This window comes from Aeromonas sp. 62-46 (genome assembly GCF_001898585.1).
GTDB lineage: Bacteria > Pseudomonadota > Gammaproteobacteria > Enterobacterales > Aeromonadaceae > Aeromonas > Aeromonas caviae.
On sequence record NZ_MKUI01000053.1, the window covers coordinates 1 to 16,802 of the forward strand.

The 16,802-nt window shown below is 58.6% G+C and carries 15 protein-coding genes; 4 read left to right on the top strand and 11 right to left on the bottom strand.

Annotated elements, in window-relative coordinates:
• Window positions 1–419 precede the first annotated feature (419 nt).
• The gene (locus BGO64_RS16755; RefSeq protein ID WP_104452876.1) at window positions 420–875 is read right to left on the bottom strand and encodes a YcgN family cysteine cluster protein; all 456 of its coding nucleotides are present in this window, start codon (window positions 873–875) and stop codon (window positions 420–422) included.
• Between the two features lie 341 nt (window positions 876–1,216).
• Window positions 1,217–1,822 carry a hypothetical protein gene (locus BGO64_RS16760; RefSeq protein ID WP_103254857.1) on the bottom strand — a complete coding sequence of 202 codons (606 nt, stop codon included), beginning with the start codon at window positions 1,820–1,822 and terminating at the stop codon, window positions 1,217–1,219.
• Window positions 1,823–2,216: 394 nt separating this feature from the next.
• On the opposite strand from BGO64_RS16760, the gene BGO64_RS16765 reads away from it, so the two are divergent.
• The gene (locus tag BGO64_RS16765) at window positions 2,217–3,038 is read left to right on the top strand and encodes a lysozyme inhibitor LprI family protein (protein WP_286701044.1); all 822 of its coding nucleotides are present in this window, start codon (window positions 2,217–2,219) and stop codon (window positions 3,036–3,038) included.
• Window positions 3,039–3,143: 105 nt separating this feature from the next.
• On the opposite strand, the gene sucD is transcribed toward BGO64_RS16765, so the two are convergent.
• From sucD to sdhC, 8 genes are all read right to left on the bottom strand, one after another.
• On the bottom strand, window positions 3,144–4,016 hold the full coding sequence (gene sucD / locus BGO64_RS16770) for a succinate--CoA ligase subunit alpha (RefSeq protein ID WP_042015506.1): 873 nt from the start codon (window positions 4,014–4,016) through the stop codon (window positions 3,144–3,146).
• Window positions 4,016–5,182 (bottom strand): ADP-forming succinate--CoA ligase subunit beta, encoded by a 1,167-nt coding sequence (gene sucC / locus BGO64_RS16775; RefSeq protein WP_005300220.1) that lies wholly within the window; start codon window positions 5,180–5,182, stop codon window positions 4,016–4,018. Before sucC ends, sucD begins: the two co-directional genes overlap by 1 nt.
• A gap of 106 nt (window positions 5,183–5,288) precedes the next feature.
• On the bottom strand, window positions 5,289–6,482 hold the full coding sequence (gene odhB / locus BGO64_RS16780) for a 2-oxoglutarate dehydrogenase complex dihydrolipoyllysine-residue succinyltransferase (protein ID WP_286701045.1): 1,194 nt from the start codon (window positions 6,480–6,482) through the stop codon (window positions 5,289–5,291).
• A gap of 87 nt (window positions 6,483–6,569) precedes the next feature.
• A complete protein-coding gene (gene sucA / locus BGO64_RS16785) occupies window positions 6,570–9,380 on the bottom strand; it encodes a 2-oxoglutarate dehydrogenase E1 component (protein ID WP_103260002.1) in 2,811 nt (936 codons plus the stop codon).
• A 114-nt stretch (window positions 9,381–9,494) separates the two neighbouring features.
• The gene (locus BGO64_RS16790; protein WP_286701046.1) at window positions 9,495–10,211 is read right to left on the bottom strand and encodes a succinate dehydrogenase iron-sulfur subunit; all 717 of its coding nucleotides are present in this window, start codon (window positions 10,209–10,211) and stop codon (window positions 9,495–9,497) included.
• Between the two features lie 17 nt (window positions 10,212–10,228).
• Entirely contained in the window at window positions 10,229–11,995 is a 1,767-nt protein-coding gene (sdhA, locus tag BGO64_RS16795) for a succinate dehydrogenase flavoprotein subunit (protein ID WP_029314421.1), read from the bottom strand.
• Between the two features lies 1 nt (window position 11,996).
• Window positions 11,997–12,341 (bottom strand): succinate dehydrogenase, hydrophobic membrane anchor protein, encoded by a 345-nt coding sequence (sdhD, locus tag BGO64_RS16800; protein WP_010674495.1) that lies wholly within the window; start codon window positions 12,339–12,341, stop codon window positions 11,997–11,999.
• The gene (gene sdhC / locus BGO64_RS16805) at window positions 12,335–12,724 is read right to left on the bottom strand and encodes a succinate dehydrogenase cytochrome b556 subunit (protein WP_029314418.1); all 390 of its coding nucleotides are present in this window, start codon (window positions 12,722–12,724) and stop codon (window positions 12,335–12,337) included. The genes sdhD and sdhC overlap by 7 nt, the downstream gene beginning before the upstream one ends.
• 423 nt (window positions 12,725–13,147) lie before the next feature.
• On the opposite strand from sdhC, the gene BGO64_RS16810 reads away from it, so the two are divergent.
• The 3 genes from BGO64_RS16810 to BGO64_RS16820 all read left to right on the top strand — a co-directional run bounded on the left by BGO64_RS16810 (window position 13,148) and on the right by BGO64_RS16820 (window position 15,464).
• Window positions 13,148–14,434 (top strand): citrate synthase, encoded by a 1,287-nt coding sequence (locus tag BGO64_RS16810; RefSeq protein WP_010674492.1) that lies wholly within the window; start codon window positions 13,148–13,150, stop codon window positions 14,432–14,434.
• Window positions 14,435–14,527: 93 nt separating this feature from the next.
• A complete protein-coding gene (locus BGO64_RS16815) occupies window positions 14,528–14,842 on the top strand; it encodes a DUF4377 domain-containing protein (RefSeq protein ID WP_041215298.1) in 315 nt (104 codons plus the stop codon).
• A 97-nt stretch (window positions 14,843–14,939) separates the two neighbouring features.
• Window positions 14,940–15,464 (top strand): GNAT family N-acetyltransferase, encoded by a 525-nt coding sequence (locus BGO64_RS16820; RefSeq protein WP_160837940.1) that lies wholly within the window; start codon window positions 14,940–14,942, stop codon window positions 15,462–15,464.
• Window positions 15,465–15,547: 83 nt separating this feature from the next.
• On the opposite strand, the gene fabB is transcribed toward BGO64_RS16820, so the two are convergent.
• Window positions 15,548–16,759: a beta-ketoacyl-ACP synthase I gene (gene fabB / locus BGO64_RS16825; protein ID WP_029314417.1), complete on the bottom strand. Its 1,212-nt coding sequence runs from the start codon at window positions 16,757–16,759 to the stop codon at window positions 15,548–15,550.
• Window positions 16,760–16,802 lie beyond the last annotated feature (43 nt).

Genomic DNA, 16,802 nt, shown 5'->3' on the forward strand with positions numbered 1-16,802 from the left:
CTCAGGTACTCAGGTACTCAGGTACTCAGGTACTCAGGTACTCAGGTACTCAGGTACTCAAAAAAGCAGAGCAGAACCATGCTCGACCACCACGAGTTTTGCATAGCAACCTCGATCTATTCCCTCTCCCCTTGGGAGAGGGTCAGGGTGAGGGGAAACCACTCTACATCGCTAGCAAGCGCCAGAAAGCAACAAGGGCTGCAGAGTGTGCTCTGCAGCCCTTGTGTCATGGATGCAGTTTAACGGGTGCTGGCTGCGTCAGGGGCGACCTCTCACGACTTCACGATGCTTTCATCTCACCATGAAGTTTCAAACTGCCTTTATCGCAAAAAACTGATCACTTATATGCCAAAAACAACAGGGGCAGCGAAGTCTCACTCCCCTGCCCCTGTAGTAAGCAATAAACGGCGGATTAAGGCTTAGCTCGCCCAGGTAATGATATGGTCGGCCCAGTCACCAGCCTGCGCCTCGTGCACTACCTTGCCGCGCACCGACTGGCCAGCCTGGTGCATGGCGCTGCGACTGCCGGTGATAAGGGGATGCCAAGTCGGCAGGGTCTGCCCTTCCGCCAGCAGGCGGTAGGCACAGGTAGAGGGCAGCCAGTTGAACTCGGCAATCTTGTCGTGGGTGATCTGCAGGCAGTCCGGCTCTTTTTTAAAGCGGTTGCCGTAATCGGAGCACTGGCAGGTCTTGGTATTGAGCAGGTTGCAGGCCACGTTGGTGAACACCAGCTCCTCGGTGTCCTCGTCGATCAGCTTGTTCAGGCAGCACTTGCCGCAGCCGTCGCACAGGGACTCCCACTCCGTCATGGTCATCTGTTGCAGGCTTTTTACCTGCCAAAAGGGGGCGGTCTGCACGGGTTCACTCTGCTGCATAAAAGTTAGCTCACTCAATACACTGACAAGCGCGTGGTTATACGCCCTATGGCCCGATTTTTCAAGGTTTGCGACAGAGCCAAAGAGACGCTACATGATCCTGTTCTTGATGATATCTAACCAATTAACCGGCCCATTAAAACTGCTATTCACATCAACATGGTCACCACAACCGAGGTTGCAGGCTTTGCTTCCTCCGCAGTAGCGAGGGCGCCCCCTTCCTCCCCATGCATTGTCCTCCAGAAACGACAAAAGATGCCAAGGCGACCAAAAACTAGAAGGGCCAAAAACGATGAGGCTCTGAAGATATCAGGCCATACCAACACTGGCACGGTAGCGATTCAACCGGTAGATGCAGAAGTGTCGTATGGCTGATGCATTGCGATAAATTCACGCCATTCAGGTTCAAGCTCCAAGGCAGACTGCCTCTCTTGGCTTAAGGACAACCAAAATGGTAACCACAAATACGTCCACCAGTATTCCATGTCTCCCTGTAGTGAGCCCAACCCTTCGGGGTCAATCCATGGGAATGAGTCTGCAGGAAGAGGTGGATCTAATCTCGTCTGCTGGAGAGTTTCAAGCACATCAAGGTCATTACAGGCAAACGAGACTGTCGTTCCAGCAAAAGAAGGGTGCAAGAAAAGCATGACTTTCTTGCTCACTGGATCCCCTGAACGACTTAATACCTGTGTGTTCAAATCAGGGCTCACTACATAGCCTGTTTGGGCAAGAGCTTGGAAAAATATCGCCAGACTATCCTCTGAAACAAGGAAACGAATAAGATAAGCCTCGATTGAAGGCTCTGGTGGTAGTGGCGTTGGGTACCCGCTGTACGCACTTTCTGGCACTTTGGGGCATCCAGTCCCCCTGAAAATATCTTTCATGTCAGGAGGTGACGCTTCCTTTTTTCTTCCAAACAAGTGATTCAGCATGTACATAATTTCCATAAGGGAGAACCACTATCTATTCGGAGTCATATTGTCTGGCAGAGGCAATGAAAATGTCACTAATCAATCCTATGACGATTCCCTCTGGGCCAACATCTCTCCCTAGAGTGTTTTATAAAATGTCACCTTCCACAATTTATAACAAGATCGTATGTCAATACATGCCTCGTGAGAGGCTTATCAAAACAGGTAAAAAATAGGTCGAGGTCAAAAGGTAGCCGATCCAGATTGCGTGCCCCACACTCCTCCAAGGTGATCCTCTCCCGAGTTTCCCCCGGTAATATTGACAGGTGACGGGCCTCAAATGAGTTGATATCCTAGGCGCTTTGCTCTTTGTCATGGATATTTAGCCTCCGAGAGGCCGTTGCATGGCATCATTGACTTGGTAAAAGATATGAACTTTAAAGTAATAGCAGTAATAATCGGAGTCAGTGCATCAAGCCCCGCTTTTGCTGGGTTGTTCGATGTAAAAGAAGAGTCAGCACCATTTAAATGCGGAAGAGAGGATGCTGTGTCTGCTCTTGTGCAGACACTTCGCGATGATGCATCTCCAATGCTGAAGTCTAGGTATGCAAAGACCACCAGTACCGAGCAACTTAGCCAATTTCAGGCAACCCTTGATGCTATTAATGTTCAAGCATCAGAGGTCACAACGGTTGACAAGACAGATGCCTCACTGAACTGTATCGCGACTATCACAATGACAATACCTGTGGAGCTTAAAGACGTTGCGGATAAGGTTCCCGCTGTTTACAACGAATTCCTGAACCATAGTGATGCGACAAGCAGAAATAACTCCTTAATATGGAAAGACAGAACTTACAGTCTACGTCTGGCAGATAATGGCACAGACATCTCCGTCAGAGGGAGGAACTTCTATTCTCCAATGTTGACTCTGGTAAACGCTGCCTCTATCGCAACCAGAAAAGATGAGATCCTCAAGGAGAACGATCCTTCAATGGTACCGGCGGCCAAGGAACTCTATATGGCCGAGGATAAAGAGCTGAATCGTATCTGGGGAGCAATTCCCAAGTCATTCCGCTCATCAATGATGGATTCACAAAGGCAGTGGGTCATTACCAAAGCCAATACTTGCGGTTCTCTAAGTAGAGCCAACTCCCCAGATGAAGCAGTCAAAGACAGGGTTGAAATCTTCAAGTGCCAAACAGACTTTACCAAAGAGCGAATTCAATTCTTGACTGCAGGTCAGAAATAATAGGTTGGTATATAACAGTCATCGAGAAAACTCTTATCTCAGAATACTAGCAATAAAAATGCCGCCCCAAGGGCGGCATTTTGCTATCTGAGCTAACAGGCTAACTTACCAGCCGGTCACTTCACGCAGGGCCTTGCCGATATCGGCCAGGGAGCGCACGGTTTTCACGCCGGCATCTTCCAGTGCGGCAAATTTCTCGGCCGCGGTGCCTTTACCACCGGCGATGATGGCGCCCGCATGACCCATGCGCTTGCCAGCCGGGGCGGTGACGCCCGCGATGTAGGAGACCACCGGCTTGGTGACGTGAGCCTTGATGTAGGCCGCCGCGTCTTCCTCGGCGTTGCCGCCGATCTCGCCGATCATCACGATGGCTTCGGTCTGCGGGTCATTCTGGAACATCTCCAGAATGTCGATGAAGTTGGAACCCGGGATGGGGTCGCCACCGATACCGACGCAGGTGGACTGGCCGAAGCCCTCGTCCGTGGTCTGCTTGACCGCTTCATAGGTCAGGGTGCCGGAGCGGGAGACGATGCCCACCTTGCCCGGCTTGTGGATGTGGCCAGGCATGATGCCAATCTTGCACTCACCCGGGGTGATGACGCCCGGGCAGTTCGGGCCAATCATGCGCACGCCGGTTTCCTGCAGCTTCACCTTGACCTGCAGCATGTCCAGGGTCGGGATGCCTTCGGTGATGGTGACGATGAGCTTGATGCCGGCATCGATGGCTTCCAGGATGGCGTCCTTACAGAACGGCGCCGGCACATAGATGACGGAGGCGGTGGCGCCGGTTGCTTCCACGGCGTCACGGACGGTGTTGAACACCGGCAGACCCAGGTGAGTGGTGCCGCCCTTGCCCGGGGAGACGCCGCCGACCATCTGGGTACCGTAGGCAATGGCCTGTTCGGAGTGGAAGGTACCCTGACCGCCGGTAAAGCCCTGGCAGATCACCTTGGTGTCTTTGTTGATCAGAACGCTCATTATTTGGCCTCCGCTGCTTTTACCACTTGCTGAGCTGCGTCAGTCAGACTCGTTGCGGCGATGATATTGAGGCCGCTGTCGGCCAGTTTACGGGCACCCAGTTCGGCGTTGTTGCCTTCCAGACGCACCACCACGGGCACTTTCACACCCACTTCCTTGACGGCGCCGATGATGCCTTCCGCGATCATGTCGCAGCGCACGATGCCGCCAAAGATGTTGACCAGCACGGCTTGTACCTTGCTGTCGGAGAGGATGATCTTGAAGGCCTCGGTCACGCGCTCCTTGGTGGCGCCGCCGCCGACGTCCAGGAAGTTGGCAGGTGAACCGCCGTGCAGGTTGACGATGTCCATGGTACCCATGGCCAGACCGGCGCCGTTGACCATGCAGCCGATGTTGCCATCGAGCGCCACATAGTTCAGCTCCCACTGGGCGGCGTGCGCTTCGCGGGGGTCATCCTGGGACGGATCGTGCATCTCGCGCAGCTTGGGCTGGCGATACAGGGCGTTGGCGTCGATGTTGATCTTGCCGTCCAGGCAGTGCAGGTTGCCCTTGTCGGTGATGACCAGGGGGTTGATCTCCAGCAGGGCGAAGTCGCAGTCCAGGAACATCTGGCCCAGACCCATGAAGATCTTGGTGAACTGCTTGATCTGATCGCCGACCAGACCCAGCTTGAAGGCCAGCTCGCGGGCCTGATAAGGCTGCGGGCCTACCAGGGGATCGATGGCAGCCTTGTGAATGAGTTCCGGGGTTTCGTGGGCGACTTTCTCAATCTCCACGCCACCTTCGGTGGAAGCCATGAAGACCACGCGGCGAGAGCCACGGTCGACCACGGCGCCCAGGTACAGTTCCTTGGCGATGTCGGTGCAGGACTCCACCAGGATCTTGGTAACCGGCTGACCATTGGCGTCAGTCTGATAGGTCACCAGGTTCTTGCCGAGCCAGTTCTGGGCGAAGGCGCGGATCTCGTCCTTGCTCTTGGCCAGCTTGACGCCGCCCGCCTTGCCGCGGCCACCGGCGTGGACCTGGCATTTGACGACCCAGGTGTTGCCGCCAATCTTGTCGGCCGCTTCGGCCGCTTCCTGCGGGGTGGCACAGGCATAACCTTCGGAGACCGGCAGGCCATACTCGGCAAACAGCTGTTTTGCCTGATATTCATGCAGATTCATAGATGCTCTATCCGTGTTGTAGGTATTTCCGTCCGGGGCTCGTGTTTCTCAATCCCCTGTGAATGGGGGCCTGGGCGGCCCCTCGTTATCTTTCAGTCACGCTTGCTCAGACATCCAGCAGCAGACGAGTCGGGTCTTCCAGCAGCTCCTTGATGGAGACCAGGAAGCCCACGGACTCGCGGCCGTCGATGATGCGGTGATCGTAGGAGAGCGCCAGGTACATCATCGGCAGGATCTCGACCTTGCCGTCGACGGCCATGGGGCGGTCCTGGATCTTGTGCATGCCCAGAATGGCGCTCTGGGGCGGGTTGATGATGGGGGTGGACATCAGGGAGCCGAACACGCCACCGTTGGTGATGGTGAAGTTGCCGCCAGTCAGTTCATCCACGGTCAGCTTGCCGTCACGGCCCTTGCCGGCCAGATCCTTGATGGCCTTCTCGATGTCCGCCAGGCTCATGTTGTCGCAGTCGCGCAGCACCGGGGTCACCAGACCACGGGGGGTGGAGACGGCAATGCTGACATCGAAGTAGTTGTGGTAGACGATGTCGTCACCGTCCAGCGCTGCGTTCACTTCCGGGTAGCGCTTGAGGGATTCGACCACGGCCTTCACATAGAAGGACATGAAGCCGAGCTTGATGCCGTGCTTCTTCTCGAAGATCTCGCCGTACTGCTTGCGCAGCTTCATGATGGGCGCCATGTTGATCTCGTTGAAAGTGGTCAGCATGGCGGTGGTGTTCTTGGCCTCCAGCAGACGCTCGGCGATGCGCTTGCGCAGACGGGTCATGGGCACACGCTTCTCGGTGCGACCGGCCAGCGGGGCAACCGGTGCGGCAGCCACGGGAGCGGCAGCAGTCGGCGCATCCACGGGAGCCTTGCCCAGATTCTTGATGAAGGCTTCCACGTCTTCCTTGGTGACACGACCACCCTTGCCGGTGCCGGTCAGCTTGGCGACGTCGATGTCGTGCTCGGCCACCATGCGGCGCACGGAGGGGCTCAGGCCATCGGCAGCGTCATCGGCCACGGCTTCCACCGGCTTCTCGCTGGTCGCTTCACCGGCAACGGGGGCCGGCTTGAGCATGGCGATCAGCTGGCGGGAGAGCACGGTCGCCCCTTCGCTCTGCAGGATGTCGCCCAGTACGCCGGCTTCCGGCGCGGGCACTTCCAGCACGACTTTATCGGTTTCGATGTCAACCAGCACTTCGTCACGGGCAACCAGATCACCCGGTTTCTTGTGCCAGGTCGCGATGGTGGCATCCGCCACTGATTCCGGCAGGTCCGGTACCTTGATCTCGATAGTCATGTAATCAGTTCCTTGTTACTTCTTGGCCAGCAGGCTTGTTCCAGGTCAGAGAGGGTCCCGACACGGGCCCTCTCATCCACAACTCGTTCATTCCAGGGTAAGGGCGTCTTCCACCAGTGCTTTTTGCTGCTTGGCGTGGACGGACATGTAACCGACGGCCGGTGAGGCCGAGGCCGGGCGACCGGCATAACGCAGACGGGCATGGCTTGGCAGCACGCTGTCGTAGTGATGACGGGTGCTGTACCAGGCGCCCTGGTTCTGCGGCTCTTCCTGACACCAGACGAAGTCGGTGACATGGCTGTAATCGGCCAGGATGGCGCGCACTTCCTCTTCCGGGAAGGGGTAGAGCTGCTCGATCCGAACCAGAGCCACGTCCTGCTGCTCGGCCTTGCGACGGGCATCGAGCAGGTCGTAGTAGACCTTGCCGGAGCAGAAGACCACGCGCTTGACGCCTTTGGGATCCAGCGCATCGATCTCGCCGATGGCGTTCAGGAAGGTGCCCTCTGCCAGCTCTTCGAGCTTGCTCACCGCCAGCGGGTGGCGCAGCAGGGATTTGGGCGTCATCACGATGAGCGGACGGCGCATGGGGCGCACTACCTGACGACGCAGCATGTGGAACACCTGCGCCGGGGTGGAGGGCACGCACACCTGCATGTTGTGCTGGGCGCACATCTGCAGGTAACGCTCCAGACGGGCGGAGGAGTGCTCCGGGCCCTGACCCTCGTAACCGTGGGGCAGCAGCATGGTCAGGCCGCACATCCGGCCCCACTTCTGCTCGCCGGAGGAGAGGAACTGATCCACTACCACCTGGGCGCAGTTGGCGAAGTCACCGAACTGGGCTTCCCAGATGGTGAGGCCGGCCGGCTCCGCGCTGGCGTAGCCATACTCGAACGCCAGTACCGCGTTCTCGGTCAGCACGGAGTCGTACACCTCGAACGGGCCCTGCTCGTCGTGCAGGTTGCACAGCGGGGTGTAGGTGCTGGCATCGGTCTGGCTGTGCAGCACGGCGTGGCGATGGAAGAAGGTACCGCGGCCGGAGTCTTCCCCGGTGAAGCGGATGCGGGATCCCTTGTCCACCAGGGTGGCGTAGGCCAGGGTCTCGGCAAAGCCCCAGTCCACCAGCTTCTCACCGGCGGCCATCAGGCGACGGTCTTCGTAGATCTTCTCGACCTGACGTTGCAGCACATGGGTCGCCGGGTACTGGCTGATGCGCTCACCCAGGGCCTTCAGATGATCCATGGGCACAGTGCTGTCATAGGCCATGGCCCAGTCGTGACCCAGATACGGCGTCCAGTCCACGGAGTGCAGCTCCATGGGGCGCCACTCCTTGCTCACCCGCTCGCCCCGATCCAGGGTATCGCGATAGTCGTTGACTAGCGTGGTGGCCAGCTCCGGCGCGATGGCTCCTTCGGCGATCAGCTGATCGGCGTAGATCTTGCGCGGGGTCGGGTGCTGCTTGATCTTCTGGTACATCAGGGGCTGGGTCGCGCTCGGCTCGTCAGCCTCGTTGTGGCCGTGACGACGGTAGCAGACCAGCTCGATCACCACGTCGCGCTTGAAGGTGTTGCGGTAATCCAGGGCAATCTGGGTCACCAGCACCACGGCTTCCGGGTCATCCCCGTTGACGTGCAGCACAGGGGCCTGCACCGCCTTGGCGATGTCGGTGCAATATTCGGTGGAGCGCAGGTCACGGATATAGGAGGTGGTGAAGCCTACCTGGTTGTTGATGACGATGCGCACCGTCCCGCCCACGCCATAGGCTCGGGTCTGGGACATGTTGAAGGTCTCGGCAACGACCCCCTGCCCCGCGATGGCGGAGTCACCGTGGATGGTGATGGGCAGGACGCTGGAGCCGTCCTTGTCACCGCGACGATCCATACGGGCACGCACGGAGCCGATGACCACGGGGTTGACGATCTCGAGGTGAGACGGGTTGAAGGCGAGCGCCAGGTGGACGTTGCCGCCCGGGGTGGCGAAGTCGGAGGAGAAGCCCATGTGGTACTTCACGTCCCCTGTGCCCCAAGATTCGCCGTGCTTGCCAGCAAACTCGTCGAACAGGTCCTGGGCGCGCTTGCCCAGCACGTTGATGAGCACGTTGAGGCGACCACGGTGGGCCATGCCGATGACGGCTTCCTTGCAACCCTGCTCACCGGCGCGGCGAATAAGCTCTTTGAGCATGGGCACCATGGCATCGCCCCCTTCCAGGGAGAAACGCTTGGCCCCCGGGAACTTGGCACCCAGGTATTTTTCCAGCCCTTCGGCGGCGGTCAGGCTCTCGAGGAAGCGGGTCTTCTCTTCGAGGGTATAGTTGCCCTTCCCTTCGATGGATTCCAGCCTGTCTTGCAGCCAGCGCTTCTCCTCGGTGGAGGTGAGGTGCATGTAGTCGGCGCCGATGCTGCCGCAATAGGTTTTCTTCAGCGAGGCATACAGATCGGAGAGCACCATGGTCTCGCGACCGATGGCGTAGGAGCCCACATTGAAGGTGGCCTCCATGTCTGCACCTTGCAGGTTGTGGAAGGCCGGATCCAGCTCGGCGACCGGCTCGCGCTGCCACAGACCCAGGGGGTCCAGGTTGGCGTTCTGGTGACCGCGGAAGCGGAAGGCGTTGATCAGTTGCAGTACGCGAACCTGTTTGGCATCCACCTGGGGATCGGAGACGGGAGCGCTGTAACGGGAGGAGTCCTTGGCCAGGCGGCGGAAATAGTCGCGAACCTGGGAGTGGGGTTGTTCTACTGCATGTCCGTTGACCTGGGGCAGCGACTGGAACAGGCTGCGCCATTCGTCGGCAACGGAGTCGGGGTTTTCCAGGAAGGATTCGTACAAATCCTCAATGTAGCTTGCATTCGCACCAGCCAGGTGAGATGACTCCAACCAGGCCTTCATCACGCCGTTATGCATTTCTATCCCTTGTACATCTTGTTCGCTGCACTGCAGCTTGTAGGGTCATAGCCATCCCGGGGCGGGATGGCTATCCAGAGGTCGGGCCCGGCGCAAGGCGCCCTGGCCCCGATACTACACGGCCCGGTTGAGCAACATCGACTTGATCTGACCGATGGCCTTGGTCGGGTTCAAGCCCTTGGGACAGACGTTCACGCAGTTCATGATGCCGTGGCAGCGGAACACGCTGAAGGCGTCATCCAGGTTGCCCAGTCGCTCACTGGCCGCAGTGTCGCGGCTGTCCGCCAGCCAGCGATAGGCGGCGAGCAGGCCGGCCGGACCGATGAACTTGTCCGGGTTCCACCAGAAGGAGGGGCAAGAGGTGGAGCAGCAGGCACAGAGTATGCACTCGTACAGGCCATCCAGCTTGGCGCGCTCTTCGGGGGATTGCAGGTGCTCACGCACGGGCGGCAGTTTTTCGTCGTTGATGAGGAAAGGTTTGACCTTCTCCCACTGGGTGTAGAACTGGGTCATGTCGATCACCAGATCCCGGATCACCGGCAGACCGGGCAAGGGCCGAATGACGACCTTGTTGCCCTTCTTCAAGAGATCGGAGAGCGGCGTGATGCAGGCCAGACCGTTCTTGCCATTCATGTTGAGACCGTCAGATCCACAGACCCCTTCGCGGCAGGAGCGGCGGAAGGCGAGGGTGGGATCCAGCTCCTTGAGCTGGATCAGTGCGTCGAGCACCATCATGTCGGAACCTTCAGGAATATCAAGACGATAATCCTTCATATACGGGACGTTATCAACGTCCGGATTGTATCTGTAGACAGAGAATGTGACGTTCATTGTGCTTGGCTCCGCAATCAGTAAGTCCGGACCTTGGGCGGGAACGCCTCACGGGTCTTGGGTGACATGTTGACAGCGCGACGGGTCATGGACTCGGTGTCCGGATGATAGAGGCTGTGGCACAGCCAGCTCTCATCGTCACGCTCCGGGAAGTCGAAGCGGCTGTGGGCGCCACGACTCTCGGTACGGAAGTTCGCTGCCACCGCGGTGGCATAGGCGGTCTCCATCAGGTTGTCCAGCTCCAGGCACTCGATGCGCTGGGTATTGAACTCCTTGGAGGTGTCGTCCAGACGGGCGTTCTTGAGACGCTCGCGGATGAGTTTCAGCTCGGCCAGCCCTTCTGCCATGGCATCCCCTTCCCGGAACACGGAGAAGTTGTTCTGCATGCAGCGCTGCAGATCCTTGCGGATCTGGGCCGGGTCTTCCCCGTCACGGTTGTTTTCCCAGCGGTTGAAGCGCTCCAGCGCCTTGGCGATGTCGGCGTCGGTGGCTTCCACGCCGTGCTCCATCGAGCCAAGGGTCTCCACCAGGTGCATGCCGGCAGCACGACCGAACACCACCAGATCCAGCAGGGAGTTGCCGCCCAGACGGTTGGCACCGTGCACGGAGACGCAGGCGATCTCGCCCACCGCGAACAGACCGACCACCGGCACGTCGTTGCCATCCTTGTCCTGGGTCAGGCACTGGCCGTTCACGCTGGTCGGCACGCCGCCCATCATGTAGTGGCAGGTCGGGATGATGGGGATGGGCTCTTTGACCGGATCCACGTGGGCGAAGGTGCGAGAGAGCTCGCAGATGCCCGGCAGGCGGGATTCCAGCACCTCTTTGCCGAGGTGATCCAGCTTGAGCTTGATGTGCGGGCCCCAGGGACCGTCACAGCCACGGCCTTCGCGGATCTCGATCATGATGGAGCGGGCCACCACGTCGCGACCGGCCAGGTCCTTGGCGTTTGGCGCATAACGCTCCATGAAGCGCTCGCCGTCCTTGTTCAGCAGGTAGCCGCCTTCACCACGGCAACCCTCGGTCACCAGTACCCCTGCCCCGGCGATGCCGGTGGGGTGGAACTGCCAGAACTCCATGTCCTGCACGCCGACCCCGGCGCGCAGCGCCATGCCGACGCCGTCACCGGTGTTGATGTGGGCGTTGGTAGTGGACTGGTAGATGCGACCGGCGCCGCCGGTGGCGAGCACGGTAGCCTTGGCCTTGAAGTAGACGACTTCACCGCTCTCCATGTCGATGGCGGTACAGCCGACGATATGACCATCCTGGTTCTTCACCAGATCCAGGGCATACCACTCGGAGAAGACGGTGGTCTTGTTCTTGACGTTTTGTTGATACAGGGTGTGCAGCAGGGCGTGACCGGTACGGTCGGCTGCCGCCGCGGTGCGGGCAGCCTGCTCGCCGCCGAAGTTCTTGGACTGACCGCCGAACGGACGCTGGTAGACGGTACCGTTGTCAAAGCGGGAGAAAGGCAAGCCCATGTTCTCCAGCTCATAGATGGCCTCGGGGCCGGTCTTGCACATGTATTCGATGGCTTCCTGATCACCGATGTAATCGGAGCCCTTGACGGTGTCATACATGTGCCACTGCCAGTTGTCGTCGTGGGCATTGCCCAGGGCGACCGTGATCCCGCCCTGGGCGGAGACCGTGTGGGAACGGGTCGGGAAAACCTTGGATAACAGGGCGCAGCTCTTGCCGGACTGGGCAATCTGCAGCGCGGCGCGCATACCGGCGCCACCGGCACCGATCACGACCGCATCAAATTCACGAGTTGGAATAGTCACCTTACACACCCCACAGCACGACGAAACCAGTCATCACATAGACAAACAGCACCACCACCAGCACAAACTGCAGCGCACCGCGCAGTCCGACCGGCTTGATATAGTCGGTCAGCACCTGCCATAGACCGATCCAGGCGTGGATCAAGACGCATACGAGCGTCAGCAGGGTGAAGACCTTGGTGAAGGTGTTGGAGAAGAAGCCGGTCCACACCTCGTAGGTGATGTCGTTGAACGCGACAAAGCCAACCAGATAGAGGACGTAGCACGTCATGATGAGGGCGGTGGCGCGGATCAGGATGTAATCATGAACACCGCTGCGCCCGAAAGTTGCAGAATTGGTTACCATACCAGTACCCCCGCCAATACCGCCAAAACCGCGGTGATCACGAAGGCCACACGGGCACTCTGATTACCGGATTCCAGCTCTTCCCAATAGCCCATGTCCATGACCAGGTGCCGCAGACCGCCCACGATGTGGTAAGCCAGCGCGGTCAGGATCCCCCACAGCACGAACTTGACCAGGAAGTTGTCCATGATGGCAACGACCGATTCAAATCCTTCGGGAGAGGCGAGTGAAGTACCAAGCATCCACAGCAAGATGGCCAATGCCACAAAGGTGATGACCCCTGAGACACGATGCAAGATGGAAGCGATGGCGGTGACAGGAAAGCTGATCGTCTGTAGGTCGAGGTTTACAGGTCTCTGTTTGTTTTTCACGGCTTTGCCCACTCAGCTCCATTGAGCACGTTAGTTATTGTTTTCACACGCTTTGAGGGCGAGGAGTGGCATTTGTTAGGTTTTTGTTACCAAAACAACTCAGGAAAGCCAAAAATAACATTTTCGATATCACATCTGGCTTTGCGAAAGCGTTTCAAACACCGACGACCATCACCCACGTGGCGCAGTATATCGGCGGCCTTAACCAATGACAATCAAATAGCTACACAGAAAATCCAAAACCGTAAACCAGATCTCACAACAGCTTTAACAAGTCATTAATGATCATCCAGCAAAATTGACAAAGACATGGTTCTCTGGTTCAAATAAGGCGCTCCAGCCGCCGTGGTACGGGTAAGAACCTTTGCCAGCGTCATAACAGTCGTAATAAAGTAGGGCTGGAACCAAATTATAAAAGAGCAAAGGAGACGTGCTATGGCTGATAAGATAGCCACCCTACATCTGCCCGGAAAAGAGCCGGTTGAACTGCCGATCCTCTCCGGTACCGTTGGACCCGATGTGATCGATGTCAGAAAGCTGGGCACGCAAGGATATTTCACCTTCGACCCCGGCTTCATGGCCACCGGTTCTTGCAAATCTTCCATCACCTACATCGATGGCGACCAGGGTGTCTTGCTGCACCGCGGTTACCCCATCGCCCAGTTGGCCACCCAGGCCAGCTACCTCGAAGTCTGCTACATCCTGCTGTACGGCGAGGCCCCCACCAAGACCCAATATGCGGAATTTGAACGTCTGGTCACCCGCCACACCATGGTGCACGAGCAGATCGCCTTCTTCTTCCGCGGCTTCCGCCGCGACGCCCACCCCATGGCCGTCATGTGCGGCGTGGTCAGCGCACTGTCCGCCTTCTATCACGACGCCCTCGACATCAACAACGAGGAGCATCGCGAGATCTGTGCCTTCCGTCTGCTCTCCAAGATGCCGACCCTGGCCGCCATGTGTTACAAGTACTCCATCGGCCAGCCCTTCATGCAGCCGCGCAACGCCCTCTCCTATGCAGGCAACTTCCTGCACATGATGTTTGGCGTGCCGACCGAAGAGTACAAGGTCAACCCCATCGTCGAGCGCGCCATGGACCGCATTTTCACCCTGCATGCGGACCATGAGCAAAACGCCTCCACCTCTACCGTGCGTCTGGCCGGTTCTTCCGGTGCCAACCCGTTTGCCTGTATCGCCGCGGGGATCGCCTCCCTGTGGGGCCCGGCCCACGGTGGTGCCAACGAAGCCTGCCTCAAGATGCTTGAAGAGATTGGCTCCGTGGATCGCATTCCCGAGTACATCGGCCGCGCCAAGGACAAGAACGATCCGTTCCGTCTGATGGGCTTCGGCCACCGGGTCTACAAGAACCACGACCCCCGTGCCACCGTGATGCGCGAAACCTGCCACGAGGTACTGACCGAGCTGCAGATCAAGGATCCGCTGCTGGACGTGGCCATGGAGCTGGAACGCATCGCGCTGTCCGACCCCTACTTCATCGAGAAGAAGCTCTACCCGAACGTGGACTTCTACTCCGGCATCATCATGAAGGCCATCGGCATCCCCATGTCCATGTTCACCGTGATCTTCGCCATTTCCCGTACCATCGGCTGGATTGCCCACTGGAACGAGATGCACTCGGACCCGGATCAGAAGATCGGCCGTCCCCGTCAGCTCTACACCGGTCAGCCCCTGCGAGAGTTCGTGCCCCTCGACCAGCGCTGAGCCCGATCTGTCATGGTTTGTTACAAAGGCGGTCATTGACCGCCTTTTCTTTTGCAGGTTTAATCGCGCCCTTTTACGCCAAGGACACTCATCATGAAATCTCCCCTGCTCCTCAGCTCTGCCCTCCTGCTCAGCGCCTGCCAGAGCGCCCCGACCACCGAAACCCTCTATATCCAGGACAAGCTGGCAGACTGCGTCGGTGTCGCCCCCATGAAGTGCATGCAGGTACGCAGTCAGCCGGGCGAGAGCTGGAGCCTCTTCTATCAGCAGATCGAAGGCTTCACCTTTGAACCGGGCTTTCGCTATCAACTGGAAGTGAGCAAGGAGCAACTTGCCGATGTGCCGGCCGATGCCCCTTCCTTGCGCTACCAGCTGATCAAGGTCGTGAGCAAGGAACCGGTTCGCTGACGAGTCGCTGACAGGTAACCCGGTTTCGTTTGTGTGCTCTCTGGGGTATGCTGTCACCCCTTTTTGCCACGGTTTGAGTACGGACCCGACCCGCATCATGATCACGATCCGCACCATCCGCACGCCAGACTGGCCCGCCATCATGGCCATCCAGCACGAGTGTTATCACCAGTTCGAACCCGAGCCCCTCGAGGTGATGCAGAACAAAACCGAGCTGGCCCCCGCCTCCTGCTGGGTGGCCGAGCGTCAGGGCAAGGTGCTGGGTTACCTGCTCTGCCACCCCTGGCGTGCCCACCAGCCCCCGCCCCTCTCGGTGCCGATGAAGGCGCTGGCCGGTCACGACGAGTTCTATCTGCACGATCTCGCTGTCTCGAGCAAGGCACGCGGCCTGGGTGTCGGACAGCGACTGCTGGCAAGGGCGCTCGCTTTCGCGAGCCATGCAGGATATCGCCATGCAGGCCTGGTGGCGGTTCAGGATGCCCCCGCCTTCTGGCGCAAGCAGGGGTTTGTGCCCGCCGACACCGGCAAATCGCTGGTGGAGTATGGTGACGGGGCAGTCTATATGCGGTTGCCCCTGGCTGACAGCGGTCCCAAACCGGGAACCATCAGCAGAGTTCAATAAAAAGAATTCAATAAAAAGAGTTCAATAAAAAAGGCGCCTTTCGGCGCCTTTTTCTATTTCGCGTTGTGCTCCCCACAGGGAGATCAAGCCTTGAACTTGCTGAACACCAGAGAGGCGTTGGTACCGCCAAAGCCGAAGCTGTTGGACATGACGGTATTGAGGTCGGCCGCTTCGTATTCACGCACGATGGGCAGGCCCACTGCTTTCTCGTCCAGGTTCTCGATGTTGATGCTGGGGGCGATGAAGCCGTGTTCCATCATCAGCAGGGAGTAGACGGCCTCGTGCACGCCGGCGGCGCCCAGGGCATGGCCGGTCATCGCCTTGGTGGCGGAGAGCTTGGGTGCATTGCTGCCAAACAGGGTCTGAATGGCTTCCAGCTCCTTGGTGTCACCAACCGGAGTAGAGGTACCGTGAGTGTTGATGTAGTCCACCTTGCCGACACCCTGCATCGCCATCTTCATGCAACGCACGGCGCCTTCACCACTCGGGGCCACCATGTCGTAGCCGTCGGAGGTCGCACCGTAACCGGTGATTTCGGCGTAGATGTGGGCACCACGGGCCAGGGCGTGTTCCAGCTCCTCGACCACCAGGATGCCGCCACCACCGGAGATGACGAAGCCGTCGCGGTCCGCATCATAGGTGCGGGACGCTTTTTCCGGGTTGTCGTTGTACTTGGTGGAGAGCGCGCCCATGGCGTCGAACTGGATGGTGGAAGACCAGTCCAGCTCCTCGCCGCCACCGGCAAAGATGATGTCCTGCTTGCCAAGCTGGATCAGTTCCAGGGCGTGACCGATGCAGTGGGCAGAGGTCGCACAGGCGGAGCTGATGGTGTAGTTGACACCTTTTATCTTGAACGGGGTGGCAAGACAGGCTGAGGTGGTGGAAGACATGGTACGTGGCACCATGTAAGGACCCACCCGCTTGACGCCCTTTTCACGGGCGATATCGGCAGATTCGGAGGTGTTCTTGCCGGAGGCGCCGCCGGAACCGGTCACGATGCCGGTACGCTCGTTGGAGACCATCTCTTCCGGCAGGCCGGCATCTTCGATGGCCTGCTGCATGGAGAGGTAGGCGTAGGCCGCGGCGTCACCCATGAAACGCATGACTTTACGGTCGATCAGTTCAGACGGATCGAGTTTGATGTTACCCCAGACACGGCTGCGCAGGTTGTACTGCTCGAACTGCTCGGAATAGGTGATGCCGGATTTGCCTGCTTTCAGGGAGGCCAGCACCTCTTCCTTGTTGTTGCCGATACTGGAGATGACGCCGATACCGGTGATCACTGCTCTTCTCATTAATTCATCTCGTCTGGAAAAACTGGCACCGAGTCTACCCGCT